The sequence below is a fragment of the Pseudomonas maioricensis genome, from assembly GCF_022790535.1.
In the GTDB taxonomy this organism is placed as follows: domain Bacteria; phylum Pseudomonadota; class Gammaproteobacteria; order Pseudomonadales; family Pseudomonadaceae; genus Aquipseudomonas; species Aquipseudomonas maioricensis.
Map to the genome: position 1 here is coordinate 37,736 of NZ_LOHG01000015.1, position 25,084 is coordinate 62,819.

Annotated in this window: 17 protein-coding genes; 11 read left to right on the top strand and 6 right to left on the bottom strand. The window is 58.7% G+C overall.

Annotated features, from left to right (window positions below):
• The first annotated feature begins 327 nt into the window (after positions 1-327).
• On the top strand, positions 328-2,595 hold the full coding sequence (gene katG / locus AUC61_RS20665) for a catalase/peroxidase HPI (protein WP_243248006.1): 2,268 nt from the start codon (positions 328-330) through the stop codon (positions 2,593-2,595).
• Positions 2,596-2,666: 71 nt separating this feature from the next.
• The gene (locus AUC61_RS20670) at positions 2,667-3,050 is read left to right on the top strand and encodes an ester cyclase (protein WP_243248007.1); all 384 of its coding nucleotides are present in this window, start codon (positions 2,667-2,669) and stop codon (positions 3,048-3,050) included.
• 229 nt (positions 3,051-3,279) lie between these two features.
• Here the strand turns inward: AUC61_RS20670 and AUC61_RS20675 are convergent, their stop codons facing one another.
• Positions 3,280-5,658: a TonB-dependent siderophore receptor gene (locus tag AUC61_RS20675; RefSeq protein WP_243248008.1), complete on the bottom strand. Its 2,379-nt coding sequence runs from the start codon at positions 5,656-5,658 to the stop codon at positions 3,280-3,282.
• Positions 5,659-6,087: 429 nt separating this feature from the next.
• On the opposite strand from AUC61_RS20675, the gene AUC61_RS20680 reads away from it, so the two are divergent.
• The 4 genes from AUC61_RS20680 (at position 6,088) to AUC61_RS20695 (ending at position 9,240) form a co-directional block, all read left to right on the top strand.
• Positions 6,088-6,507 carry a DUF2946 domain-containing protein gene (locus AUC61_RS20680; protein ID WP_243248009.1) on the top strand — a complete coding sequence of 140 codons (420 nt, stop codon included), beginning with the start codon at positions 6,088-6,090 and terminating at the stop codon, positions 6,505-6,507.
• 91 nt (positions 6,508-6,598) lie between these two features.
• Positions 6,599-7,978 (top strand): PepSY-associated TM helix domain-containing protein, encoded by a 1,380-nt coding sequence (locus AUC61_RS20685; protein WP_243248010.1) that lies wholly within the window; start codon positions 6,599-6,601, stop codon positions 7,976-7,978.
• Positions 7,979-8,140: 162 nt separating this feature from the next.
• On the top strand, positions 8,141-8,746 hold the full coding sequence (locus AUC61_RS20690) for an SCO family protein (RefSeq protein ID WP_122663237.1): 606 nt from the start codon (positions 8,141-8,143) through the stop codon (positions 8,744-8,746).
• Entirely contained in the window at positions 8,746-9,240 is a 495-nt protein-coding gene (locus AUC61_RS20695) for a copper chaperone PCu(A)C (protein ID WP_243248011.1), read from the top strand. Before AUC61_RS20690 ends, AUC61_RS20695 begins: the two co-directional genes overlap by 1 nt.
• Positions 9,241-9,286: 46 nt before the next feature.
• Here the strand turns inward: AUC61_RS20695 and AUC61_RS20700 are convergent, their stop codons facing one another.
• Both AUC61_RS20700 and AUC61_RS20705 read right to left on the bottom strand, forming a co-directional pair.
• Positions 9,287-9,853, bottom strand: coding sequence for a GNAT family N-acetyltransferase (locus AUC61_RS20700; protein WP_279291114.1), 567 nt, complete (start codon positions 9,851-9,853; stop codon positions 9,287-9,289).
• 126 nt (positions 9,854-9,979) lie between these two features.
• Positions 9,980-10,885, bottom strand: a complete 906-nt coding sequence (locus AUC61_RS20705; RefSeq protein WP_243248013.1) for a LysR family transcriptional regulator — start codon at positions 10,883-10,885, stop codon at positions 9,980-9,982.
• A gap of 105 nt (positions 10,886-10,990) precedes the next feature.
• Here AUC61_RS20705 and AUC61_RS20710 point away from each other — a divergent pair, with 105 nt between their 5' ends.
• The 5 genes from AUC61_RS20710 to AUC61_RS20730 all read left to right on the top strand — a co-directional run bounded on the left by AUC61_RS20710 (position 10,991) and on the right by AUC61_RS20730 (position 17,640).
• Complete coding sequence (locus tag AUC61_RS20710; protein WP_243248014.1) at positions 10,991-11,998, top strand: zinc-binding alcohol dehydrogenase family protein; 1,008 nt, start codon at positions 10,991-10,993, stop codon at positions 11,996-11,998.
• 38 nt (positions 11,999-12,036) lie between these two features.
• A complete protein-coding gene (gene nfsB, locus AUC61_RS20715; protein ID WP_243248015.1) occupies positions 12,037-12,690 on the top strand; it encodes an oxygen-insensitive NAD(P)H nitroreductase in 654 nt (217 codons plus the stop codon).
• 519 nt (positions 12,691-13,209) lie between these two features.
• Positions 13,210-14,931, top strand: coding sequence for a type I secretion system permease/ATPase (locus AUC61_RS20720; RefSeq protein ID WP_243248016.1), 1,722 nt, complete (start codon positions 13,210-13,212; stop codon positions 14,929-14,931).
• The gene (locus AUC61_RS20725; RefSeq protein WP_243248017.1) at positions 14,924-16,291 is read left to right on the top strand and encodes an HlyD family type I secretion periplasmic adaptor subunit; all 1,368 of its coding nucleotides are present in this window, start codon (positions 14,924-14,926) and stop codon (positions 16,289-16,291) included. Before AUC61_RS20720 ends, AUC61_RS20725 begins: the two co-directional genes overlap by 8 nt.
• 2 nt (positions 16,292-16,293) lie before the next feature.
• Complete coding sequence (locus AUC61_RS20730) at positions 16,294-17,640, top strand: TolC family outer membrane protein (RefSeq protein ID WP_243248018.1); 1,347 nt, start codon at positions 16,294-16,296, stop codon at positions 17,638-17,640.
• 213 nt (positions 17,641-17,853) lie between these two features.
• Here the strand turns inward: AUC61_RS20730 and AUC61_RS20735 are convergent, their stop codons facing one another.
• The 3 genes from AUC61_RS20735 to AUC61_RS20765 all read right to left on the bottom strand — a co-directional run bounded on the left by AUC61_RS20735 (position 17,854) and on the right by AUC61_RS20765 (position 25,064).
• A complete protein-coding gene (locus tag AUC61_RS20735) occupies positions 17,854-23,469 on the bottom strand; it encodes a putative Ig domain-containing protein (RefSeq protein ID WP_422765546.1) in 5,616 nt (1,871 codons plus the stop codon).
• Positions 23,470-24,138: 669 nt separating this feature from the next.
• On the bottom strand, positions 24,139-24,549 hold the full coding sequence (gene uraH, locus AUC61_RS20760) for a hydroxyisourate hydrolase (RefSeq protein ID WP_243248019.1): 411 nt from the start codon (positions 24,547-24,549) through the stop codon (positions 24,139-24,141).
• A 14-nt stretch (positions 24,550-24,563) separates the two neighbouring features.
• Positions 24,564-25,064, bottom strand: coding sequence for a GlcG/HbpS family heme-binding protein (locus tag AUC61_RS20765; RefSeq protein WP_243248020.1), 501 nt, complete (start codon positions 25,062-25,064; stop codon positions 24,564-24,566).
• Positions 25,065-25,084: the final 20 nt, after the last annotated feature.

Genomic DNA, 25,084 nt, shown 5'->3' on the forward strand with positions numbered 1-25,084 from the left:
GGTGAGCTCCTACAGTTCCCGTGGTTGCTGCGCGACCGCGTCCCGCAGAGAAATGCTTAAAAAAGCTCATACCTTCAAGTTTTATCTATCGATTAACAGAGTATGTCTATCGACCCCCAAGACTTAGCTTATTAGCTCTCTAGTCAAGTGGCGTCTAGGCTTGTTCTGGCGCTGCCGAGCCGGTAGCCGTTTCTTTAGAGTTTGCGCGTGGCGACAGCGATCTGCTGATCCAGTGCCAAGGTTTACGTTGCCGTGATGACCCACATCGCTATTCGAGGTCTGGACCTGACCCTGTAGCGGATGAACTCGACCAAAGGTAAATAAAACATGTCGACTGAATCGAAATGCCCCTTTAACCACGCAGCTGCGGGTGGCGGTACAACCAACCGTGACTGGTGGCCCAAGCAACTGAACCTGAAGATTCTGCATCAGCATTCATCGCTGTCCGACCCGATGGGCGAGAAGTTCGACTATGCCGAAGCCTTCAAGAGTCTGGATCTGGAGGCCGTCAAACAAGACCTGCGCGCGCTGATGACCGACTCGCAGGATTGGTGGCCAGCCGACTTTGGTCACTACGGACCGCTGTTTATCCGTATGGCCTGGCACAGCGCCGGTACCTATCGCACGGCTGACGGTCGTGGCGGTGCAGGCGCGGGTCAACAGCGTTTCGCGCCGCTCAACAGCTGGCCCGACAACGTCAGCCTCGACAAGGCGCGTCGTCTCATCTGGCCGATCAAACAGAAGTACGGCCGCAAGATTTCCTGGGCTGACCTGATCATCCTGACCGGCAACGTGGCGCTGGAAACCATGGGCTTCAAGCCGTTCGGTTTCTCCGGTGGGCGTGCGGATGTCTGGGAGCCGGAAGAGGCGGTTTACTGGGGCTCCGAGAAAACCTGGCTGGGCGGCGACACGCGCTACGGCAAGGAAGCTCAACCCGAGGGCGAAGGTGTGCTGGTGGCCGATGCTGGCAAGCACGGCACTGAAGAGAGTCGTAATGACGCTCCGGGCCGTGACCTCGAAAACCCATTGGCAGCCGTGCAAATGGGCCTGATCTATGTGAACCCGGAAGGCCCGGAAGGCAACCCGGATCCAGTGGCTTCGGCCAAGGACATCCGCGAAACCTTCGGTCGCATGGCGATGAACGACGAAGAAACCGTGGCCCTGATTGCTGGTGGTCATGCTTTCGGTAAAACCCACGGTGCTGGCCCGGCTGATAACGTCGGTGCAGAACCTGAAGCGGCAGACATCGAGGAGCAAGGTCTGGGCTGGAAAAGCACGTTCGGTACCGGTAAGGGCGGCGACACCATCACCAGCGGCCTGGAAGTAACCTGGACCACTACGCCGACCCGGTGGAGCAACAACTATCTCGAAAACCTCTTCGGTTTCGAGTGGGAGCTGTTCAAAAGCCCGGCGGGTGCCCATCAGTGGCGTCCGAAGAACGGCGCAGGAGCCGGTCTGGTTCCTGACGCTCATGACCCGTCCAAGCGCCACGTGCCCACCATGTTGACCTCCGACCTGGCGCTGCGCTTTGACCCAGCTTACGAAGTGATCTCCCGTCGTTTCCTTGCCAATCCGGATCAGCTGACCGATGCATTCGCGCGCGCCTGGTTCAAGCTGACCCACCGGGACATGGGGCCTTTGTCCCGTTATCTCGGTCCGGAAACACCGGCTGAAGAACTGCTGTGGCAGGACCCGATTCCAGACGTTGATCATCCGTTGGTTGATGACAGCGATGTGTCTGCACTGAAGGCCAAAATTCTGGCTTCGGGCCTGTCCATTTCGCAGCTGGTTTCCACCGCATGGGCAGCAGCCTCCAGCTTCCGTGGTTCCGATAAACGCGGCGGTGCCAACGGCGGTCGTCTGCGTCTGGCGCCGCAAAAGTTCTGGCAGGCCAACCAGCCCGAGCAACTGGCGCACGTGCTGGCGAAACTGGAAGGCATCCAGATTGAGTTCAACAGCGCGCAAGCAGGCGGCAAGAAAATCTCCCTCGCCGACCTGATCGTGCTGGCCGGTTCTGCTGGCGTTGAGCAAGCGGCGAAAAACGCCGGTCATGCCATCACCGTTCCTTTCGCGCCGGGTCGTGCCGACGCCTCGCAGGAACAGACGGATGTCGAGTCTTTTGGTTTCCTCGAACCTGTCGCCGATGGCTTCCGCAACTTCCAGAAGGGCCGCTTTGGCTCGTCGTCTGAAGCATTGCTGGTCGACAAGGCGCAGCTGCTGAACCTGACCGCACCGGAAATGACCGTACTGGTAGGCGGCCTGCGGGTGTTGAACACCAACGTCGGCCAAACCCGCCATGGTGTATTCACTCAGCGTCCGGAAACACTGACCAACGACTTCTTCGTCAACCTGCTGGACATGGGCACCGAGTGGCGCGCGGTGTCAGATGCCAAGGATGAGTTCGAAGGCCGTGACCGCAAGACCGGTGCCGTCAAATGGACCGGCACCCGTGTCGATCTGGTGTTCGGTTCGCACGCGCAGTTGCGTGCATTGGCTGAGGTGTATGCCGCAGGCGATGCGCAGGAGAAGTTCGTCAGTGACTTCGTCGCGGCCTGGACCAAAGTGATGAACCTCGATCGCTTCGACCTTGCCTGATGTAGACGCTTGAAACGAAAAGCCCCGGGCTGAGTCATCAGGTCGGGGCTTTTTATTGCCGGAGATATTTCATGAGTAGTGATCTGCGTGACGTGTACCGAGGTTATATCGACTGTTTGAACAAACAGAACTGGAATGCGCTGGGGCAGTTTGTCGATGCAAATGTGCACTATAACGACAGGCGAGTGGGCCTCAATGGCTATCGCGAGATGCTTGAACGGGATTATCGAGAGATCCCTGATCTGCACTTCAACATACGGTTTTTAATCGCCGAGCCCGAACACATCGCTGCCCGCCTGGACTTCGCCTGCACCCCGATCGGGAGTTTCATGGGGCTGCCGGTGAACGGCCGGAAAGTGCATTTCAGCGAGAACGTGTTTTACCGGTTTCGGGAGGGGAGGATTACCGAGGTATGGTCGGTGATTGATAAAGCAGCCGTTGAAGCGCAGCTTTGAATGGGAATGCAGCTTGGGAGAGATCTATATCGGCTTGCAATAACCTGTGGGAGCAAGGCTTGCCCGCGATAAGAACACCGCGATTTTTCCGTCAGACCGCATCGCCTTTATCGCGGGCAAGCACCGCTCCCACAGGAAAAATGTGATCCCCTGTAGGAGTGAGCTTGCTCGCGATGGCGCCGGGTCAGTCAGTGGTTACCTTGAAGAGGGCAACCACATCAGCGTTTTATCAAAGAGTCCACTTCACCGAGAACATCAGGTTGCGTGGGTCGCCGTATACGCCGCTTCCCGAGCCAGTCGGAATGCCCTGCCAGTACTTGGTGTCAAACACGTTGTTGAAGTTAACGCGGCCATCCCAGTGCTCGTCGAACTTGTAGCCTGCCATCAGGCCTACGACCGAGTAAGCATCCTGAGTGGCGTGGCCGTTACCGACGCGGTTGAAAGTTTCGCTCTGGGCAAGAACGTCTGCACCGACACGCCACTTGTTGAGATCGCCTTCCAGGTTATAGGTGGTAGCGGCTTTGAACAGTTGCTTAGGCTGATCAGGACCAAACCGCTTGCCCTCGTTGCTTGCATCCTTGACGTACTGGCTCAGCAGGTAGGTGTAGGCTGCGGAGAACTGCCAGTTTGGAGTGAGCGCGCCGCTGATCTCGGTATCGATACCGCGGCTGCGAACTTCGCCCGCTGTGTCATAGCAACTGGACGCCGGGAAGGACGGGCAGTTCGCGAGACTCTGGTTTGGAATCAGATACGCGCGGTTTTCCTGAGTCATGTCGAACAACGCCACCGAGGCGTTCAGCGCGCCATCGAAGTATTCGCCCTTCAGACCAATTTCATAGCTTTCACCCGTCATTGGTTTCAATGCGGAGCCTGAAGCATTCTGTTCGCTCTGAGGTTTGAATATTTCGGTGTAGCTGGCGTAAACCGAGTAGGTGTCGTTCAGGTCGTAGATAACGCCCGCGTACGGTGTAACTTCCTGAGTGACCTTATAGTCGCCAGTGCCGCTCTGATTGTCGTAGTCATACCAGCTCAACCGGCTACCGATGATCACGTGCAGCGGGTCAATCGGATTGAAGCGAGCGACTGCATAAGCTGCGTTCTCGGTGGCTACGTTTTTGCTTGCGTACGGGCTGCGGGTTTCAGCTGAAGGTTTAGGTACGGTACCCGGAGTGATGGCGAAGGGATCAACTGCATAGTTGGCCCAGAAGCCGCCACGCTGATCGAATTTTTCCTGGCGATGGCTGACGCCAAAGCTCAGATCATGCTCGCGCCCAAACAGCTTGAATGGGCCAGAAAGAGACGCGTCCAGATTGTTTTGCGTGTCTTTGGTGTCGTATTGGCCTGCGCCTTGTTCATAGCCGACGCCCGGGTCCGGGAAAGGGTACGCGATGTAGTTGGAGAACGTATCTGACTTGGCCCAGATCTTGGACGCTGCCAGCTTGCCGCTCCAACCATTGTCGAAGCGATGCGTCAGGTCAGTGAACAGACTGACGTTGTCGCGATTCCAGTAGGCCCAGTCACCGCTGAGGAACGTCGAGCGCGAGAACCCAAGATTTTCGCCGTTACGGCCTGAAGGCAAGCTGCCCCAATCTGACGTCGCGTCGTCTTTTTGTTTCGAGGCACCAATGGTCCAGGTGGTCGAATCGTTCAGGTCGGCCTCGAGGATGCCGTAGAAGGTCTGGCGCTGCTTGTTGCGCTCGTCGACAAAGCTTTTGTCGTCTTGATAGGCAGCCACTACGCGTCCACGGACAGTGCCGGATTCGTTGAGCTTGTTGGAGGCATCAACTTCTGTGCGATAGCGGTCCCAACTGCCAGCACTGGTAGTGATGCTCACCTGCGGCGTCGCCGTCGGGCGTTTACGCACCAGGTTCAGGGTTGCCGACGGGCTACCAGAACCGGTCATCAGACCGGTCGCACCGCGCACTACTTCCACTCGGTCGTAAAGAGCCAGGTCGGCTTCTGCCAGTGTGTCCTGAGTAAAAGTACTCAGGATGGTTGGCAGCCCGTCATACATCAGGTTATCAATCGTAAAACCACGAGCCAGAAACTGCTGACGGTCCTGACCAAACTTGCGCAAAGTAACCCCCGGCGCATATTTGACTACGTCATTGACGTCGTTCATGCCCTGATCGTCCATGCGCTGACGTGTCACAACACTTACAGACTGTGGCGTCTCACGAATCGACAGCGGCAACTTGGTCGCAGTGTTCATCGAGCCGGTTGTATACGAGTTGGTGCCTTCAGTCGTTGCGACGCCTGCAAGGCCGTAGTCCGCGTTGATGTTCACGCCGTCCAGAGCAATAGCGCCCTGAGTCGGCTGGATCACGCGTGCCGAGTTGCCTTCGACACTGGCCGTCAGACCGCTACCTGCCAGCAGGCGTTGCAGGGCCTGTGCAGGCTCCAGATCACCACGCACTGTTGGCGCTTGCTTGCCTGCGACCAACTGCGGATCGAATGTCACCGTCATGCCGCTCGCCTTGCCCAACTGAGCCAGGGATGTCGCCAACGGTTGGGCCGGAAGGTCCAGACGGACCGGGGCAGCAAAAGCTGAAGCGGATAAACCGAGCGCCAGAGCGATGGTCAAGGCTGATAGGGCGGGACGGGACATTTTTGTGATCCTGAAAGGGGGTCAAAAAATAAGCGCGCGAGATCACCTGGCATGATGTTTTGACACAAATGTTCAAGACATTGCCGAACTACGGTGGAGCGCAAGATGACGCGATCCTAACAAGGTGTGAATGCGACAGCAAATACAAATCGTTATCAGTCGTGAACTTTGTTACGGAAATGTGCTCATACGCCTTGGTGATTTTGCCGTGCGGCGCAGTGGCTGCGGCAGATGGTCACGGTGCGGTCTTTGGTAGGCGCTAACTTGTTGGCGAGGCGGAATGCCTGACTGTGCAGGCCCAATGTCTCGCCAACACGTTGGCTCTTACACGTATCGTGTTTCCCCAAAGCGGCGCGGTGTCATGCACAAGGCCCGTACCATTGACCTGTGTCCTGTCTTCCCCCCGGCTGAAATGCTAAATTAGCCGCCATGAATTTCTTCCGAACCCATCGCTCGCCCATTGCCTGGATGCTGTATGCCTTCATCCTGTTCAATGGTCTCGCGTGCGCCATGAGTCATGGCCAGATGATGGGGGCGTTTTCAGGGAAGCCCGCCGCGGCACCTTCCCACCATGAACATCACGGCACTTCGGCCATGAGTGGCATGCATCACGAGATGTCGATGGATGCCTCAATGGACATGTCTACGAAAAACATGGCCACGCCGGGCAGCATGCAGTCGCTGTTCGGCGACTGTTCGTTTGCCGGGACGCTGACTCTGGCGATGATTTTCTTCGTCGCCCTGAGCTGGTTGATCCGCACCCGTAACCCTCGCTTCATCTTCCCGTCTCTCTGGACGGGCCGTGCCTCACGCCAGTGTTTCCCCGGGCTCAACCCGCAGGCTCCTTGACGGCACCCACTCGTCGTTAAAAAACCAATATCGATTTTTTGCCTCGCCGGAGCCTGCTCTGGCTGAGCGCGTTTAACCGTTGGTGAGCCTTATGTCCGCTTTACCTGCACAGCCATCGTCAGGCGCTTTTGTCGCTCTGGTGAAAAGGCTGCATTTTTACATCGGCCTGTTTATCGGCCCTTTTATTCTGGTCGCTGCACTCAGTGGGGTGGTTTATGCTCTGACGCCGCAGCTCGAAAAACTGCTGTACGCCCAGGTTTTGCACACTGAAACCCACGGCCCGGCACTGAGCCTTGAAGCGCAGGTTCGTCGAGCGCAGGCCGTTGCCGGCCCGGGGGCGACGGTTGCGGCGGTACGTCCTGCGCCCAATCAGGGCGATACCACCCGTGTCATGTTCAACGCGCCTGGTCTTGGAGAGTCCGAGCATCGGGCACTGTTCGTTGATCCTGTCAGTGGCGAGATTCGGGGGGACATGAAGGTCTACGGGACCAGCGGGATATTGCCGCTGCGCACCTGGATCGATCAGTTTCACCGCAGTTTGCTGCTCGGTGATGTTGGCCGCATTTACAGTGAACTGGCTGCTTCCTGGTTGTGGGTCGCTGCAGCGGGGGGCGTTGTGTTGTGGGCGGTGCGACGCAAGCGCGCCAGGACCCTGCGCAGTGGTTTGCGCAGTTGGCATGCCAGTGCCGGGCTCTGGCTGATGCTCGGTTTGTTGTTCTTCTCGGCGACCGGATTGACCTGGTCGCAATACGCCGGTGACAACATTGGTGTGCTGCGCGCCTATTACGGCTGGTCCACGCCGAGCGTTGCGACGACGCTGGCAAAACCGGCTGATACGGCAATGGACATGAGCATGCCTATGGACGAACACGCCGAGCATCACATGCACATGGCGCCTTCTGTCTCAGGTACAGCACTGGATCCTGCATTGTTCGATAGCGTGCTGGCCGCTGCGCGCAGTGCCAATATCGAGGCTGCCAAGGTTGAGATTCGGCCGTCGAGCAAACCGGAAAAAGCCTGGGTGGTTGCTGAAATCGATCGCAGTTGGCCGACTCAGGTTGATGCTGTCTCGATCAATCCGAATAACCTTGCGGTGGTCGATCACGTTGAATTTTCCCAGTACTCAGTACCCGCCAAACTGACCCGCTGGGGGATCGACGCGCACATGGGCGTATTGTTTGGCCTGGCCAATCAACTGATTCTGGTGTTTTTTGCCAGTGGCCTGGTTTTGATGGTGGTCATCGGTTACCTGATGTGGTGGCGGCGCAGGCCGACTCTCACACGGCAGCCGACACTGGTCGATGCGTGGCGGCAATCAGGCTTTGCTGCCAGAGTCGCCTGGCCGCTGGTGGCGATCACGCTTGGCGTTTGCTTGCCGGTGTTGGGCTGGAGCCTGTTGGTACTGGTTATCTGCGATGTCATCGTCACGTACAGAGCGCCGTCTGTCGCCTTTGTGCGCAGCCAGGGCTGACCGCGACTGGGAAGAACGTGCCGTGAAGCATTTTCTGACATTACTACAGCGACTGTAGGAAATGTCACAGGTAACCTACGCGGCTTTAGCGGCACCGAGAATTTGAATAACGGGGACAGTGTACTGGCTCCACTGGCTCCGTTGTTTTTCAAGAGGTAGGACATGAACACATTACTGACCCGTCGCCAGCTCATCGGCGGCATGGGCGTGCTGAGTCTGGGCGCGCTCGCAGGTTGCGGTGATTCCAACAAACTGTCGTTCAAGTACGGTAAGGACCTGAGCGACAAGATCCTCGGTCGGACCTTCAAGCTGAAGGATCCGCAGGGCAATGTGAAAACCCTGTCGAGCTTTCGCGGCACGATGCCGATGGTGTTTTTCGGCTTCACTCAGTGTCCGGCAGTGTGCCCCACTGCGCTGGCGCGCGCAGCACAGATCAAGAAACTGATGGGGCCGGATGGCGATACGCTCCAGGTTATTTTCATCACGGTGGATCCGGAACGCGACAAACCGGCAATGCTCGATGCCTACGTCAAGGCCTTCGATCCGACCTTTGTGGCGTTGTACGGCACCCTCGAAGAAACTGCCGCAACCGCCAAAGAGTTTGGCGTGTTCTACGAGAAAATCCCGACGGGCGACACGTACACCATGTCCCACACCGCGACCAGTTACGTTTACGACACCCGTGGCGTGCTGCGCCTTGGCCTGTCTCACTCCCTTTCTGCCCAACAGTGCACAGAAGATCTGCTGACTGTCATGGAGGTCTGCTGATGAACCTTGAACGCCCAAAAAAATTCCTCAAACACGCGCTGCTGGGGCTTTCGCTGATCGGTATGGCTGCTCAGGTTTCGGCGCAAACGGTGGTCGAAGATGCGTGGGTACGGGCAACCGTGCCGGGGCAGGCGTCCACGGGGGCTTTTCTGACGTTGACGGCCAGTACCGACAGCAAGTTGCTTGAGGCGCAGTCGCCGGTGGCGAAAATCGTGCAGATTCATCAGTCGAGCATGAAGGACGACGTGATGAGCATGCACGAAGTGACGTCGGTTGCTTTGCCTGCAGGCCAGCCAGTGGTCATGGACCCGAACAGCTATCACGTCATGCTGATCAATCTGGTAAGCCAGGTGAAAGAGGGCGATAAAGTCCCGCTGACCTTGATCGTCGAGGACGGCAAAGGTGTTAAACAATCGATTGCGGTTGAAGCCACTGCTCGTGCGTTGAATGCGCCGGACCATGGCGCGATGCACGATCACAGCAAGATGCATTGATGCTTTAAATGTCGTCGGCAGGCCTTCATTCAGGCTTGCCGCGATTTCAACTCCGGTTCGCCAGAAACACCAGACTGGGCGCTTGCCCGGGCACATCGTCCAGCACATCAATACGTTGCATACCTATCTTTTCCAGCACTCTGATCGAGGCCTGATGCGTGGGCCGAACCAGCCCGTATACCTTCGGTAGCTTCTGCTCGTTAAACGCATACCCCAGCGCCGCGCTGGCCAACTCCGTCGCATAACCTTTGCCCCACGCCGGTACACCGAAGCGATACCCGAGGTTGACCCGCTCAACGTCGAGGTACTTCATCAACGCCACACCGCCGAAGCCGATGACCTTATCCGGCGCTTCGCGAGTCGCCACCGTCCACCAGCCATACCCCTGTTCCTGCCAGTGACGCATCCAGGCATTCAGAAATATCTGCGCCTGCGCGAGCTCTTTCATCGGGCCGTTGGGATTGAACACATTGGTGGCTGGGTCGCTATAGATAGCGAACATTGCAGCCAGGTCATAGGGGCGGGGTGGTCTGAGTAGCAGTCGTTCGGTGGTCTTTGCATGGGCGGGTCCAGTCTGTCGGGTGTGCTTACGGATTATGGCGTTGAAATGCATTCCCCCTGTAGGAGTGAGCTTGCTCGCGATGGCGTCAGTTCAGACGATAAATTCGTCGGCCAAAAAACTGAATCGGGAGCAAGCTCACTCCTACAGGTCCTGCGTCCGGCTTTGATTTCTATTACCTCAAATCAACCCAGGCAATTCCAACTCCAGCTCCGCGAACTTGCCTTTCAACAACGAATGCAATTGTTGAATGGCAGGGGAGAACTGTTTGCGGTGCGGGCAGACCAGATTCAGCGGGACAGGCTCACCGGGATAATCCGGCAGGAGGATTTCCAGTCGGCCAGCCTTGATGTCCTGACTGACGTCCAGCCACGATTTGTAGGTAATGCCTTCGCCAGAAACGGCCCAGCGCCGCGCGACATCGGCATCATCACAAAACAGCGGCCCTGACACCGACATCACTCGCGCGCCGACTCGCCATTTATCGTAGATCCGCCCTCCGAGAGTGTAGAGCAAGCAGTCGTGACGCAGCAGATCGTCTGGCGTCTGGGGCCTGCCATGGCGCTGCAGGTAATCGGGCGACGCCACCAGCACTCGCCGATTCCACGCTGCCAGCGGCAGGGCGATGTAATTGGCGTCTTCCAGCAGGCCGTAGCGAATCGCAACGTCTACCGGATCGCGGAACATGTCGGCAACCTGATCAGATAGAAACAGGCGCATCGACAACGTCGGATGTTCGCGACGGAATTCGGACAGCCACCCCAGCAACACGTTACGGCCGAGGTCCGAGGGCGCGGCGACCTGGAGCACGCCCTGTAGCTCGGCAGATTCGCGGCGCAGCTTCTCGCGGCCGTCTTTCAAGGTGTCGAGCACGGCTTGGGCATTGGGTAAGTACTGCTCGCCCTCGATCGTCAGGCGCAGGCTGCGCGTGGAACGGGCAAACAGGCGCACATCCAGCTCACGCTCCAGGCGCTTTATCGCCGCCGCCACTTGGCCTGGCAATAGATCGACCTCACGCGCGGCATTGGAAAAGCTGCCTAAAGCGGCTGTCCGCACAAACAAAGCCAGGTCATCGATGCGAATCATCTTCACTCCAGGTGTGAAAGTGTTGGCGCATTTTAGGGGTTTTTCTTTGCGGTAGAGAAGGTGAGTATGGCCCCACGTTTTGAAACCTCTTTCAAAGGAATTCCCATGAAAGCCATCGCCTTCACCCAACACGGTCTGCCTATTGAAGACCCTAATGCGTTGCTCGACATGGACCTGCCTAAACCTGCGCCCGGTCCTCGTGACCTGCTGGTGGAAGTGCGTGCCGTATCGGTCAACCCGGTGGACACCAAGATCCGTGCGGGTTCGGCTGCCACTGAACCTAAAGTTGTAGGTTGGGACGCCGTCGGTACGGTGCGGGAAGTGGGCAGTGACGTGACGCTGTTTCAACCCGGTGATGAAGTGTTCTATGCCGGCTCAATCGTGCGCCCCGGCAGCTACAGCGAATTCCATCTGGTGGATGAGCGCATCGTCGGCCATAAACCGAAATCCATCGATAACGCCCACGCGGCCGCGTTGCCGCTGACTTCAATCACCGCTTGGGAATTGCTCTTTGACCGCCTTGGCGTTGAAGAGGGCGGTGGTGAAGGCGAGAGCCTGTTGATCATCGGTGCTGCGGGCGGCGTGGGTTCGATCCTTGTTCAACTGGCCCGTCAGCTGAGCAGAATGACCGTTATCGGCACTGCCTCTCGTCCTGAAACTCAAGCGTGGATCAAGCAGCTCGGCGCGCATCACGTTATCGATCACAGCAAGCCGTTGGTGGCGCAACTGGAGCAGATTGGCGTTGGCCAGGTCACTCATGTTGCCAGCCTGACCCACACCGATAGCCACTTCGCGCAGTTGATCGAAGCGCTGCGTCCACAAGGCAAGCTGGCGCTTATCGACGATCCGCAAACCCTCGACGTGGTGCCGATGAAGCGCAAGGCGCTGTCGCTGCACTGGGAGCTGATGTTCACCCGTTCGCTGTTCGAAACCCCGGACATGGTCAAGCAGCATGAGCTGTTGAATCGCGTTGCAGACCTGATTGATCAAGGCGTGCTCAAAACCACGCTCGGCGAGCATTTCGGCACGATCAACGCGGCCAACCTGCGCCGTGCCCACGCGGTCGTGGAAAGCGGCAAGGCGAAAGGCAAGATCGTCCTCGAAGGCTTTTGATTTCAGCTGCCTCAACCCTTTTCGATTTGGAGAACACCATGGAACTCGCCAGCCTCGCCAAGAGCCGTTACACCACCAAGGCTTATGACGCGACCCGCAAAATCCCTCAGGCAACTATTGATTCGTTGCTTGACCAGTTACGCCATAGCCCGTCGTCGGTCAATTCGCAGCCTTGGCACTTCGTCGTGGCTGCTGACGAGCAAGGCAAGGCGCGGATCGCGAAAGGCGCACAGGAGGGTTTTGCTTACAACGAAGCGAAAATCCTCAATGCTTCCCATGTTGTGGTGCTCTGCACACGCACTGAAATGGCCGAAGCTCACTTGCAGGCGGTGGTCGATCAAGAGGAACTGGACGGCCGTTTCCAGAACGCGGAAGCCAAGGCTGGCCAGGACAAACTGCGTCGCGGCTATGTTGACCTGCATCGCTTCGACCTCAAGGACGTGCAGCACTGGATGGAAAAACAAACCTATCTGGCGCTGGGCACGTTGCTGCTGGGCGCTGCTTCGCTGGGTCTGGACGCAACGCCCATGGAAGGTTTCGACTTCAAGAAACTTGATGAAGAACTCGGCCTGCGGGCCAAGGGATTCAGCAGCCTGGTGATCGTCAGCCTGGGCTATCGCAGCGAAACCGACTTCAACGCCAAGCTGCCGAAGTCGCGTCTCTCTGCCGAGTCGGTGTTTACCTTTCTGTAAGTAAAAGCAGTGGATGGCAAGTCTCGGGCGACACCCGCCCGGGACTTGTATACCTGCGACCTCTCTATTACGCGGTTTACCTCAAATCGCGCAGAAATTCGCCCGCCAAACAGGCACTAAGCTGGCCTAATGCTGTCAATCACTTGCGGATTGCCGGGGCATTGACGCGCCGCAGCGAAAATTGAATCTGCAAGGCGCGACACCGGTGTCGATGGCACCGCGTTGTATCGCGGCAAACGCCGACCCTGTAGGAGTGAGCTTGCTCGCGATCTGGTTTTTTGGTTGAAGAACTTATTGCCTGAACTGACGCGATCGCGAGCAAGCTCACTCCTACAGAAACCTCATTTCAATCAGATTGTTATGTTTTTGATAGGAGCTGCCGAAGGCTGCGATGGCGGTGCGTCAAGCTGAAAGCTTTCGCAGCCTTCGGCAGCTCCTACAGGATTGGGTTTACTTCAGCTAAAACTCGAACGCATGGATTGCGATCAAAAATGACTCTTATTTTCCGGTCGATACTCTATGCGTTTCCTGCTCGATCCGCGTCATGACATTGATGCTGCGTTGCTCTGCTATCGCCGGGTGTTCTGGTCGTTGGCGCTGTTCAGTGGCGTGATCAACCTGTTGGTTCTGGTGCCGTCGCTGTACATGATGCAGGTCTATGACCGGGTCCTGACCAGCCGTAACGAAACCACACTGGTCATGCTGACGCTGATCGCGCTGGGCCTGTTCATGTTCAGTGGTTTGATCGAGTGGGTGCGAAGCCAGGTGATGATTCGCATGAGCGCGGGGCTGGATGAAGCCTTGGGCGAGCGTGTGTTCGATGCCGCATTTGCCCGCAGCCTGGAAGAGCACAATGCTAACCCGGCGCAGGTCCTGAGCGATCTGGCGACCCTTCGGCAGTTGATCACCGGGCAGGGTTTGATTGCCTTGCTGGATGCGCCCTGGTTGCCGATTTTTCTGTTGGTGGCCTTCATTATTCATCCCTGGTTTGGGCTGTTGACGCTAGTGCTGGCCATTGTGTTGATTGGTCTGGCGCTGTGGGGCGAACTGGCGACGCGGGTTCGTCTGGGGGAGGCCAATCGCCTGAGCGTGAGTTCGGCGGTTTACGTCAACAGCACCCTGCAAAACGCTGAAGTGATCAGGGCGCTGGGCATGCTCGGTCCCTTGCGCCAACGCTGGAGCCTGTTGCAGCAGCGGATCATTGCCGCTCAGGCGCATGCCAGCGACCGCAGCGCGCGGATCACCTCCGCCACCCGGTTCGTGCGTATCTCCGGTCAATCGCTGGCATTGGGGTTAGGCGCGCTGCTGGTGCTGGAAGGCCAGCTTTCGGCGGGCATGATGATCGCCATGTCGTTGTTGCTGGGCCGCGCGCTGGCTCCGGTTGAAATTGCCATCGGGTCCTGGAAGCAATTCAATTCAGGGCACCAGAGCTACAAGCGCTTGAGCCAGCTATTGACCTCGCATCCTCGCGAGCGACTGCGCATGCCATTGCCGCCGCCGACTGGCGCTGTGCGGCTGGAGCAACTCTACGTAGGACCGCCCGGCGCATCTCAGCCGATCCTGCGTGGTATCAATTTCGCCCTGAACAAAGGCGATGTGCTGGCCGTGATCGGCGCCAGTGCCAGCGGCAAGTCCACGCTGGCCAGAGCGCTTGTGGGCGTCTGGCCCGCACTGGGCGGCTCGGTACGGCTGGACGGTGCCGAAATCAGCCAGTGGACTCACGATGCACTGGGCCCCCATCTGGGCTACTTGCCTCAGGATATCGAGCTGTTTGACGGTAGCGTTGCCGACAACATTGCGCGCTTCGGTGAGCAGGACGCAGACAAAATCATCGCCGCCAGCCGCCACGCCGGTATTCACGAGATGATCCTGCACTTTCCCAAAGGTTACGACACGCCACTGGGCCCTGGAGGGCTGGGCTTGTCCGGGGGCCAGAAGCAACGTCTGGGGCTGGCCCGCGCCCTGTATGGCAACCCCGCATTGATCGTGCTCGATGAACCTAATTCCAACCTGGACGAGGCGGGCGAGCTGGCGCTTATTCAAGCGGTCAAGGCACTCAAGGCCGCAGGCAGCACCGTTGTGTTGATCACCCATCGGCCCGGCATTCTGGCTGTGGTGGATCACATTCTGCTCCTCAAGGATGGAGGCCAGCAGGCCTTTGGTCCCCGAGATCGTGTCCTCAAGGCATTGATGCCACCCGATAAAACCGCGCCTGTCAGAGTGGCCACCAAAGATGCGTGATCTTGATCCGGGCGCAAATCGCAGCGACAACGCTATCAGCGTGCGCAACGCAGGCGCGGTGACAACCGCCAGCACCGACGCAGGCGGCGCGGCGCGCTACGGAGTGATTTTCCTTTGCGTGGCGCTGGGCAGTTTTCTCCTGTGGGCGTGCCTTGCGCCGCTGGATCAGGGCGTGGTCGGCAGCGGCACCGTGGTGGTGGCGGGGGAGCGCAAGGCGGTCCAGTCACTGGTCGGCGGGGTGGTTGAGAAACTGCTGGTCAGCGATGGCGATCGCGTGAGTCAGGGCCAGTTACTGGTGCAGCTCAATACCTTGCGGGCGCAGTCGCAGCTGGATGTGACTCAGGGCAAGTTGCTCAATGACCGCAGCGTTGAGGCACGATTGATCGCCGAGCGTCTGGGGAATGCGGACATTGAGTGGCCGCCTGAATTAGTGGCGCGTGCCAGCGAGCCGAGAATCAAGGCGGCGATGGATTTGCAGACGCAGTTGTTCCAGACCCGCCGCGCCGAGCTGGCGAGTCGCTTGCAGATCATCGAACACGAAATTGAGTCGTTGCAGCAGCAGTTGCGCGGCTATGAAGGCGTGAAGCGCAACTACGATGCGCAGATGCAGTTCCAGCAACAGGAGCTTGAGGGCCTACGCGACCTGGCGCGTGAGGGTTATGTACCTCGCAACAAACTCTTCGAAGCCGAACGCAATGCGGCGCAATTAGCCGGGCAAATAGCCTCCGGGGTGGGCGATGTCGGCAAGACGCGCCAAGCCATCAATGAAAGCCGACTCAAGCTGCTGCAAACCCGACAGGAATTCCGTCGCGATGCCGAAACCCAGCTCAGCGAGGTTTCGGCTGAAGCGGCAGGCTATGCCGATCAAATCAGTGCGCTGCAGTTCGAAGTCGAAAGCGGTGCGATTCGTGCGCCTGTTTCCGGGCAGATCATGGACGTCACTGTCCACACCGTGGGCGGCGTCGCCCAGGCGGGTCAGAGCCTGATGCAAGTGGTGCCGCTCGATGCGCCGATGGCAATCACTGCGCGTTTCGAGCCGCTGATGGCGAATAAATTACGTCCGGGTTTGCCGGTGCATGTCCATTTCACCGCGTTGCAGCGAGTGGATACACCCACTGTGACGGGCATCGTGAGCACGGTTTCTGCCGATCAGTTGCTGGATGAACAAACCCGACGGCCGTACTTCTCCGCCAAAGTCGAGATCCCTGCCGACACGGTGGTCACGCTGCAAAACGCCGGGCTGTTAGTGCGCCCGGGGATGCTTGCCGATGTCACGGTGGTGACGGGGGAGCGCACGTTGATGAATTACTTGATGAAGCCCCTGCGTGAACGTCTGCTTGCCGCGTTCAAAGAGGAATGAGCATGATCCGTCGTTATCGCAGTTCCGGTTTACTGGCAGGTCTGTGGGCCGGTTGGGTCATGCTCAGTCCGGCATGGGCCGCTGATGGCGGGCTGAGCCTGACCGAGGCCTACGACGCTTCACGCCTCAATGACCCAACGCTGAAGTCAGCTGGCCACGCATACGATGCGTCTCAGCAGGAGGAGGCCATCGGTCGCGGCGGGCTGTATCCGCAGGTGTCTTTGACATCGCGTTACGGCAACGGCGGGCGTACCGATGGCGGCAGCGACGACGGGTACGTCAACAGCAACGATTACCAGGCCAACAACGTCACCCTGGCGGCGCAACAGCCGTTGTATGACAAAGGTCGTTGGGCGGCTTATCAGGAGGGCAAGGCGCGAGGCGTATTGGGTACGCAGCAATTCGACGTCGCCAGTCAGAGCCTTTACGACCGTGTTGCCAAAGGCTACTTCGATGTGGCCCGGGCCGAAAACGAGATCAAGCTGATCGCCCAGCAAAAGGCCGCGATCAGTGGGTTGGTCACGCAGAGCAAAAAACTGTTCAAGTCCGGGCAGGGAGCGATCACGGATATTGACGAAGCTCAGGCCCGGCTTGACCTTGTGGAGGCGCAAGAGGCGGAGGCCGTCGCGCGTCGTGTGGCGGCGCTGCGGGCATTGTCGGGGCGGGCTAGCGTGCCGATCAATGACATCCAGCCAATGCGCGAAGAGCTCGCGGCCAACAGTCCGATCCCTGCGGAACAGGATTTGCCCTACTGGACGGCGATCGCCCGGGACGCCAGCCCTGAACTGGCGGCTCGTCTTGCCGCCATGAGAGTCGCTGAGGCGCAGGCCGACACGCAACGCGCGGGGCATTATCCGACGCTGTCATTGACCACGCAGTTGACCCGTCGAGAGACGCGTCAGTATCAGGATCTCGATCCACGGCAGGACACTTATTACGTGGGCGTGCAACTGGACATTCCGTTGTATCGCGGTGGTTCGGTCCGTGCGTCTGTGGCCAAGGCCGAAGCTCAACTGGCGGGCGCGCAATCGGACTATGACGTACAGCGCCAACAACTGGCCGAAGACATCGAGACTGATTACCTGGGCGTGGTCGCCGGATTTGCCAAAACCAAAGCCATGCAGCGCGCCGTGGAATCCAACCAAAAGGCCCTGACCTCGACCGAGAAGGGTTTTCAGGGCGGCGTGCGCTCGACTGTCGACATCCTCGACGCCCAGCAGCGCGTATTCCAGGCGCGCCGCGACCTGCTCAATACCAAGCTGGACATGCTGCAGAGCTACGTGAGTCTGCACACCCATACCGGCCAGATGAACCGAGGTGTGCTGGAGCAGGTTCAGCGGTTGTTTTGATGCCGCCGAAACCTTATCGCGGGCAAGCCCGGCTCCCACAGGGATAGTGTCCATTGAGCAGTGACACTTGAACCTGTAGGAGCTGCCGAAGGCTGCGAACTGCGGTGTATCAGGCAAAACGCTTTCGCAGCCTTCGGCAGCTCCTACAGACCAATGTGCAGAGATCCGATGCAGCCCCTGACGTCAGAAGCCGCACCGGATTCCGCGCGCTGGTCAGGCCGTAAAGTCGCTGGCGTGCAGTTCTTTTACGCCGACCAACTGGATTTCGAACTCCGCAGTGGCGTCCGCATTCAGGCTGCCGTAAAGGATGCCGTCGGCGAAGCGAAGCTGGCCGGTGGCGTCGGTAGTGTCGAAGGCGTTGTTGCCAATGAACCTGAAGGCGTCCATCCCGGTGGTCAGCGGGTTGGCATCCAGGCCGGTGAAGTCCAGTTGATCGCCCTCGGCGGTTTTAAAGCCGCTGATGACGTCCCGCAATGCACCGGTGCCCATCTCGGAAAGCGAGCCGAAGACGTAAGTGTCAGCGCCTGTTCCGCCGGTCAAACTGTCCGTGCCTTCACCGCCAATCAACCGGTCATTACCTGCGCCACCCACCAGCGTGTCATTGCCCGCGCCGCCATTCAGCACGTTGGCGCTGCTGTTGCCGGAGAAGGTATCGGCATAGGCACTGCCTGTCAGATTTTCGATGCCCTTGAGGGTATCGAATCCCGAACCGACGGTGTTCTGTTGTGCCGACGTCGATAACGTCGCGGTGATGCCCGCCAATGCCCGCTCGAATGACACCGTGTCGTTACCGTCACGCCCGTCCAGCACGTTGTCTCCCGCCCCCGCGAATAGGGTGTTGTCCAGCGCATTGCCGATACCATTGGCCGCTGCGTTGCTGTCGATATAGAGGTTTTCAACGTTCGACGTGAGCGTGTAGGTCGCCAGGCTGCTGTGCACGCTGTCGGTACCGCCCGACACCTTGTCACTGTTGGTCTCGATCACATTGTCGCCAGTGTCGTCCACGTAATAGGTGTCGCTGCCGCTGCCGCCGCTCATGCTGTCCGCTCCAGCCGCACCGTTGAGCACGTTATTGGCCGAGTTGCCAGTGATGAAGTTGCGGACCGCGTTGCCTGTCCCGTCGATAGCCGAGACGCCGGTCAACACCAGATTTTCCAGGTTGTCGCCCAGTGTCCAGCTGACCGATGCCTGCACCGTGTCGATCTGCGCGGGAGAGGTATTGGTTTCCACGACGCTGTCGAAGGCATTGTCGACTACATAAATGTCATTGCCATCGCCGCCAGTCATGGTGTCAGCGCCCAGATCGCCATCCAGCGTGTCGTTGCCCGAGGTGCCAACCAGCGTGTCGGCCTGATCGGTACCGAAGATCATCCCGCCTTCGTTATGGGCGTTGTCGAAGATGTCCTGCACGCTGTTGTTGTCATTGGGATTGCCTTTGAAGCCCAAGTCATCAGCGATGTAGTCAGCCAGGCGCTGCCCGACGATTTCTGCCGACTCTTCATGCAGGTGCCAGACATCATCGGGGTACACCAGCGGGTCGACTTCGTGGCGCAATGGCAAATCGGTGTAATCAACGGCGAGTTTTACGTCGGCACGCTCAGCCGCAATAGCTTCCTGAGACGCGCGGACATAGCCCACACCCTCAACAATCTGCGCGATCTTGTCCTCCGAGTAACCCCGCGCACGGGCGGCTTCCTGGTCGTAGTGACCAGTCTCCATCATGTACACATCGAAGCTCCCGAGCTGTGAGTGCAGATAGTCAAACACCGCCAGTGTTGCCGCCTTGTAGTCGGCAGCCGCTGCCTGTTTGTCAGTCGCCCGGCCAATCTCCTGCGCAGCTTCTTCGCCCTGACCCCAGATGATGCCCATCTTGACGTTGTCGATGGCCTTCAGCTCGGCGAGCTGGTTCTGCAGCAGCGCAACGGCACGCAACAACGCAGGGCCTGGCTCATTGGTATCCGTCAGCCACCAGCACAACTTCAGCTCTTCAGCGCCTAGCGTCGACATGCCGTTAACGGTGCTGCCACCGACTGCGATGTCGATGCCGTTGCCATCCGCATCGTTGAACTGACTGCGCACGTCATAGGTGGTGTATTTGCTCAGGTCGTTGACCAGCATGGACGTGCCGGACTGATCATCGTCCTCGGTCATGCGCAGCAATCGCGCGTTGGATTGTCCGAGCGTCGGCAGGTAGAGGATGTCCTGCTGAGCACGTTCACCGAAGACAAAATCGTCAGCCGTCAGGGTGTTGAGGTAGTTACCGCTGAGGGCGATTTCGAAGCGATTGCCATCGGCGTCGGGTTCGCTGGATTTGACGTAGGTTTTGTCGCCAGCCTCGTTGAGGGTCATGTAGAGCGTGCCGTTGCTGCCGTCGCCCAACCCCAGGAAACCCAAAGCCGAGACATCGATCTTGTCCACACCCTGGGTGAAGTCATAGATCGTGTCGGTGGCTGTGACGCCTCCCGCGTCGTAGTCGCGGTAGCTATCGAGCACGTTGCTGTAGCGGAAGGTATCCGCGCCGGTGCCGCCGTAAAGCGAGTCACGCCCGGCGCCGCCGTCAATGATATCCGCCCCGGCATTGGCCCTGATCGTATCGTTGCCGCCCAGGCCCAGTATCAGGTCCGCGCCAGCTGTGCCCGTCAGGGTTTCAGCGTTGTCGGTGCCCGCGATGGTATTGGCAGGGGCATCTGCGACGACCAATGCAAAATTGTCGCTGACCGACGCGCCCGCAGGATCAGTCGCTTTGATCAATACGTCGTAATTGCCCGCCGCTGTGCTGGTGGGCGTGCCACTGAATGTCAGGTTGACTGCGTCGAAGCTCAACCATGAAGGCAGGGCTGTGCCATCCGCGAGCGTTGCGCTGTAGCTCAGTTGATCCTTGTTGGCATCGGCAAAGCTGTTGCTGGTCACCGTGTAGGAGAACGCGGTGTTTTCAGTCGCGTTCTGGTCCAGTAGCGGAATCACCACTACAGGCGCAACGTTGCTTGGCATGTTCTGGTCGGCGAACACGAAATGGCTGGCCGTCAGGCTGTTGGCCAGATTCCCCGCCAGCGAGATCTCAAAGCGGTTGCCGTTGGCATCGACCGTGTTGTCCTTGAGATAAGTGCGGTTGTTCGACGCGTTGTAGACCATCTGCAACGTACCGTTCAGACCATTGCCAAGGCCGGTGTAGCCGAGTGTGGAGACGTCGATCTTGTCGGCGGCCACATCAAAATCAAGGATCTGGTCACTGGCGCTGGTGGTGCTGGTGCGGTAACTGTCCATCTTCGAGGTGAAGCGGAAGACGTCCGCTCCGGCGCCTCCGGTGAGTTTGTCTGAACCTGCGCCGCCGATAAGAATATCGTTGCCCGCGCCGCCATTGAGCACGTCGTTACCCGCGCCACCCAGCAACTGCTCGTTGGCCGCCGTCCCGGTCAGCGTGTCGTTGTTGGGGGTGCCATTGATGATGACCGGCGCGGCGGGGACGTCCTGCACCGCAATCGTGAAACTGTCGCTGACCGTGGCGTTGCTGCCGTCAGTCGCGGTGATCTTCACCGAATAATTGCCCGACGCGGTGCTGTCCGGTGTGCCGCTGAGCGTGCGGCTGGCGGCGTCAAAGGTCAGCCAGTCGGGCAGGGCGCTGCCATCGGCCAGAGACGCGGTGTAGCTCAGGCTGTCGTTGTCAGGGTCAGTGAAGCTGGTGGCGGGTACGACATAGCTGAAGGCGGTGTTTTCTGTCGCGTTCTGATCCAGCAACGGGGTTGCGACCACGGGGGCATGGTTGGTTGTTGGCGTGGTGGCGAAGACGAAGTTGGCGCTGGTCAGCTTGTCGAGGTAGTTGCCGTCCAGCGCGATTTCGAAGCGGTTACCGTTGGCATCAGCGTCCAGCGACTTGATGTAGGTCTTGGTCCCGGCGTCATTGAGCACCAGATAAAGGGTGTTGTTTTTGCCGTCGCCCAGGCCCGTAAAGCCCAGCGCCGATACGTCGATCTTGTCGGCTGTGCGATCAAAGTCGGTGATCAGATCGCCCAGGTTGGCGCCGCCTGCGTTGTAGTTGCGGTAGCTGTCCATCCGGTCCGAGAACACGAATGTGTCCGCTCCGGCACCGCCGCTGAGCGTGTCCATGCCCGCGCCGCCATTGAGTTTGTCATCACCCGCGCCGCCGACCAGGCTGTCGTTACCGGCGAGGCCGAGCAGGGTGTCTGCCGAATCGGTGCCCTGCAACGAGTCGTTGCCGTTGGTGCCGGTGACCGTCCGGTTGAAGATGAAGTTATCGGCCGTCAGCGTGCTGGTGAGGTTGCCGTTGAGAATCAGCTCGAAGCGATTGCCTGCGGCGTCAGCGTCGTAGTCCTTGATGTAGGTGCGATCATTGCTGGCGTTGTAGCTGACCTGCAAGGTGCCCCCGCGGCCGTTGCCCAACCCGGTAAAACCGAGGTCGGCGATGTCGATCTTGTCTTTGGTGACATCGAAATCGGTGATGGTGTCGACGAAGCTGCTAGTCGCGTTGCGGTAGCTGTCGGATTGGCTCGCGAAGCGGAACGTATCGGCACCCGCACCACCGGTGAGCTTGTCGACGCCCGAGCCGCCGACCAGAATGTCGTCGCCGGCACCGGCATTGATTACGTCGTTACCGGCAGCGCCGTAGAAGATTTCGTTGGCACTGCTACCGATCAGGGTGTCATTGCCCTCAGTGCCCTGAACCGTCACCACTGGCAAGGTGGCGCTGACGTAACTGCCATCGCCGTATACCAGCGTGTCGCCTTTGCTGGTGTGGCCAATGGTGTTGCCGATGATTGCGTTACGGTCGGTGCCGTCTTCGTTGCGCTCCGCCACGCCATAGGTCGACAGGTTGCTGCCGGTGATGGTGTTGCCCTGAATCGTATTGTCACTGCCGTCGAAGTATTTGCCGGAGACGCCCAACGTGTCGTCGTAGGACTGAATGATGATTTCCGGTACCGCGCCTTTCAGTGCGTTGTTGGTGAGGGTGTTATCGGTGACTTCGACATTGTTGCTGCCGTAGATACGCACCCCGGCGCTGCCGTTGTCATGGATATCCACGCCACTGAGGGTCACATCGCTGGATAACTTGATGAGCACGCCTTCGGCACCATTGCCGTAAACCTCGCCACCGGTGATAACGATGTTGCTAGGGGAGGGAATGTTCTCGCTGCCACGCTGCACGACGATACCGCCGCCGCCATTGTTGTAGGCAACGTTATTGGTCAGGGTGAAATCATGGGTGCTGGTAACAACGTTGAAGCCGTGGCGGTCGTTGTCGTAGGCGACGTTGTTCTCGAATGTGCTGTTGCTGAGGAAGTCGGCAACAAAGCCGTCCAGGCCATTGCCGTGGGACACGCTGTTCTTGATGACCATGTTGACGGTCTGTTCGTGCGGGTCGAAGCCGTAACCGGAGCAGTCCTTGATTTCCACGCCGTCCAGGGTGACGTTGGAGTCGTAACCTTCCTGGCCGGGAATGTAACCGTTGAACCAGCCGTCGATTTTGCCGGTGGTGTTGTCCCGGTTGCCATCCAGCGTCAGGTTGCTCAGGCCAAAATCATGTGTTTCTTCGCCGTAGGCCGAGCGAATGATGCCCGTGATCTTCGTGTCCGAGCCGTCCGCAACCTTGATATTGGAAACGCCCATCCCGTCGCCATACATGTACACATTGCTTTTAAGCATGAGGCAACCGTCGGAAGGTTCCTCGCCACCGCTGACAATGAACGTGCCTGGTGGAATGTAAACCTGCCCGCCACCCGCTGCGGCAGCCGCGTCGATGGCCTTCTGTATGGCAGCGGTATCATCCGTGACACCATCTCCTTTTGCGCCAAAATTTTGGACGTTATAAATCATGGACTTATCTCCGGTAGCGGACTGAATTCACAGGGCTGCCAAGAACCAATCGGCCAGCACTCTGATATGACCCGGAGAAGCGTAAAAGTTGTGACCGTGTGTCGGGAAACCGTCGCCCGTTCGGCGGCTGGAAAACTGCTATGTGTAACAAATACGATAATTTGACGTTTTGTTGACGTCATAACTTTGTATTTAATCCGTGAACAACGTGTAAGAGCGCGCTTGCCCGTGATGAACGAAGGCGCGGAATGCCGCCCAGACCAAGCCCGGCTCCCACAGATATCGTCGATCCCCTGTAGGAGCTGCCGAAGGCTGCGAACAGCGGTGTGTCAGACATAACGCTTTCGCAGCCTTCGGCAGCTCCTACGAGGGAATGCGATGCCCCACAGACATAGGCAATCCTTGTAGGAGCGCGCTTGGTCTGGGCGGCATTCCGCCGATGGACGATAACGTCGTATGCCTTAATAACCGCGTCGCCTGAATCGCAGGCAAGCCCGGCTTCCACAGATATCGTCGATCCCTGTAGGAGCTGCCGAAGGCTGCGAACGGCGGTGTATCAGACATAACGCTTTCGCAGCCTTCGGCAGCTCCTACGAGGGAATGCGATGCCCCACGGATATCGGCAATCCCTGTAGCCGTGTCAGACATATCGACGCCGTAATGCGCTTATTAACTCCCGCGATACGTCGAGAACCCATAAGGGCTGATCAGCAGCGGGATGTGGTAGTGCGGCAAGGTACCGTCCACATTGAAGATCACCGGTACTTCCGGGAAGAAGCTTGCCGTCTGGTGTTTCTGGAACCATTCACCCGTCTTGAACGTAACGCGATACGTGCCTTTCTCCAGCGCCTTGCCTTCGGGGTACAGCCCGGTAATCCGACCCTGTTCGTTGGTTACGCCCTTGTTCAGCGTGCTCCAGCCCTGGCCTTCTTGTTTTTCCAGCGTCACGTTGACCTCCGAAGAGGGCAAGCCGTCCTGCAGGTTAAGCACGTGTACGCTCAGCGGGTTGCCAGCGGCCAACGCAATAGAAGAAAGGCCGCTCAATACAGCGCCTGCAATCAATGTCTTCAGCAGTTTCATATGATGTTTTCCTGTTATTTGAGATTGGGTAAAACGTGGTTGATGCCTTTCAATGCGCAGCCTTCATCCGTCTCCGCTCCGCCTGCGCCCGCGACACCGATGGCGCCGATGACTTGCTCGCCCACTTTCAAAGGCACGCCACCGCCCAGCAGCAACAGCTCATTGAGGGTGTTGAGGTTCTCGGCTTCAGGATTATTGCGAGCGCGCTCCGACAGCAGACGCGTCGGGGTTTTGGTCGACAGCGCGGTAAACGCCTTACGTTGCGCGGCGAGGGTGTTGTGTGGGCCGACGTTGTCATCGCGCTGCACAGCAACCAGATTGCCGCCGCGATCCACCACCGCCGCAACTGCCGTTTTGCCTTCGGCGTGGCAAGCCGCCAGAGTCGCGTTCAGCAGATCATTGGCCAGCTTCAGGGTCACATCCGGACGCTGGGCAACGTTCGGCACGTCGGCCAGTGCGACACCAGACCCCAAGGCCAACGTCAGTAATGAAAGGGTAACGCTTCGGATCAGCATGCAAATCTCCGGTTCAGGCT

What these genes read in the sequence shown, in the direction of transcription:
- AUC61_RS20700 (WP_279291114.1), bottom strand. Translation starts at nt 9,853, where the DNA reads ATGCATTTCAACGCCATAATCCGTAAGCACACCCGACAGACTGGACCC.
- AUC61_RS20695 (WP_243248011.1), top strand. Translation starts at nt 8,746, where the DNA reads ATGAACCTTGAACGCCCAAAAAAATTCCTCAAACACGCGCTGCTGGGG.
- AUC61_RS20680 (WP_243248009.1), top strand. Translation starts at nt 6,088, where the DNA reads ATGAATTTCTTCCGAACCCATCGCTCGCCCATTGCCTGGATGCTGTAT.
- AUC61_RS20765 (WP_243248020.1), bottom strand. Translation starts at nt 25,064, where the DNA reads ATGCTGATCCGAAGCGTTACCCTTTCATTACTGACGTTGGCCTTGGGG.
- AUC61_RS20725 (WP_243248017.1), top strand. Translation starts at nt 14,924, where the DNA reads ATGCGTGATCTTGATCCGGGCGCAAATCGCAGCGACAACGCTATCAGC.
- AUC61_RS20720 (WP_243248016.1), top strand. Translation starts at nt 13,210, where the DNA reads ATGCGTTTCCTGCTCGATCCGCGTCATGACATTGATGCTGCGTTGCTC.
- AUC61_RS20705 (WP_243248013.1), bottom strand. Translation starts at nt 10,885, where the DNA reads ATGATTCGCATCGATGACCTGGCTTTGTTTGTGCGGACAGCCGCTTTA.
- AUC61_RS20710 (WP_243248014.1), top strand. Translation starts at nt 10,991, where the DNA reads ATGAAAGCCATCGCCTTCACCCAACACGGTCTGCCTATTGAAGACCCT.
- AUC61_RS20675 (WP_243248008.1), bottom strand. Translation starts at nt 5,658, where the DNA reads ATGTCCCGTCCCGCCCTATCAGCCTTGACCATCGCTCTGGCGCTCGGT.
- AUC61_RS20730 (WP_243248018.1), top strand. Translation starts at nt 16,294, where the DNA reads ATGATCCGTCGTTATCGCAGTTCCGGTTTACTGGCAGGTCTGTGGGCC.
- AUC61_RS20670 (WP_243248007.1), top strand. Translation starts at nt 2,667, where the DNA reads ATGAGTAGTGATCTGCGTGACGTGTACCGAGGTTATATCGACTGTTTG.
- AUC61_RS20690 (WP_122663237.1), top strand. Translation starts at nt 8,141, where the DNA reads ATGAACACATTACTGACCCGTCGCCAGCTCATCGGCGGCATGGGCGTG.
- AUC61_RS20685 (WP_243248010.1), top strand. Translation starts at nt 6,599, where the DNA reads ATGTCCGCTTTACCTGCACAGCCATCGTCAGGCGCTTTTGTCGCTCTG.
- uraH (WP_243248019.1), bottom strand. Translation starts at nt 24,549, where the DNA reads ATGAAACTGCTGAAGACATTGATTGCAGGCGCTGTATTGAGCGGCCTT.
- AUC61_RS20735 (WP_422765546.1), bottom strand. Translation starts at nt 23,469, where the DNA reads ATGATTTATAACGTCCAAAATTTTGGCGCAAAAGGAGATGGTGTCACG.
- katG (WP_243248006.1), top strand. Translation starts at nt 328, where the DNA reads ATGTCGACTGAATCGAAATGCCCCTTTAACCACGCAGCTGCGGGTGGC.
- nfsB (WP_243248015.1), top strand. Translation starts at nt 12,037, where the DNA reads ATGGAACTCGCCAGCCTCGCCAAGAGCCGTTACACCACCAAGGCTTAT.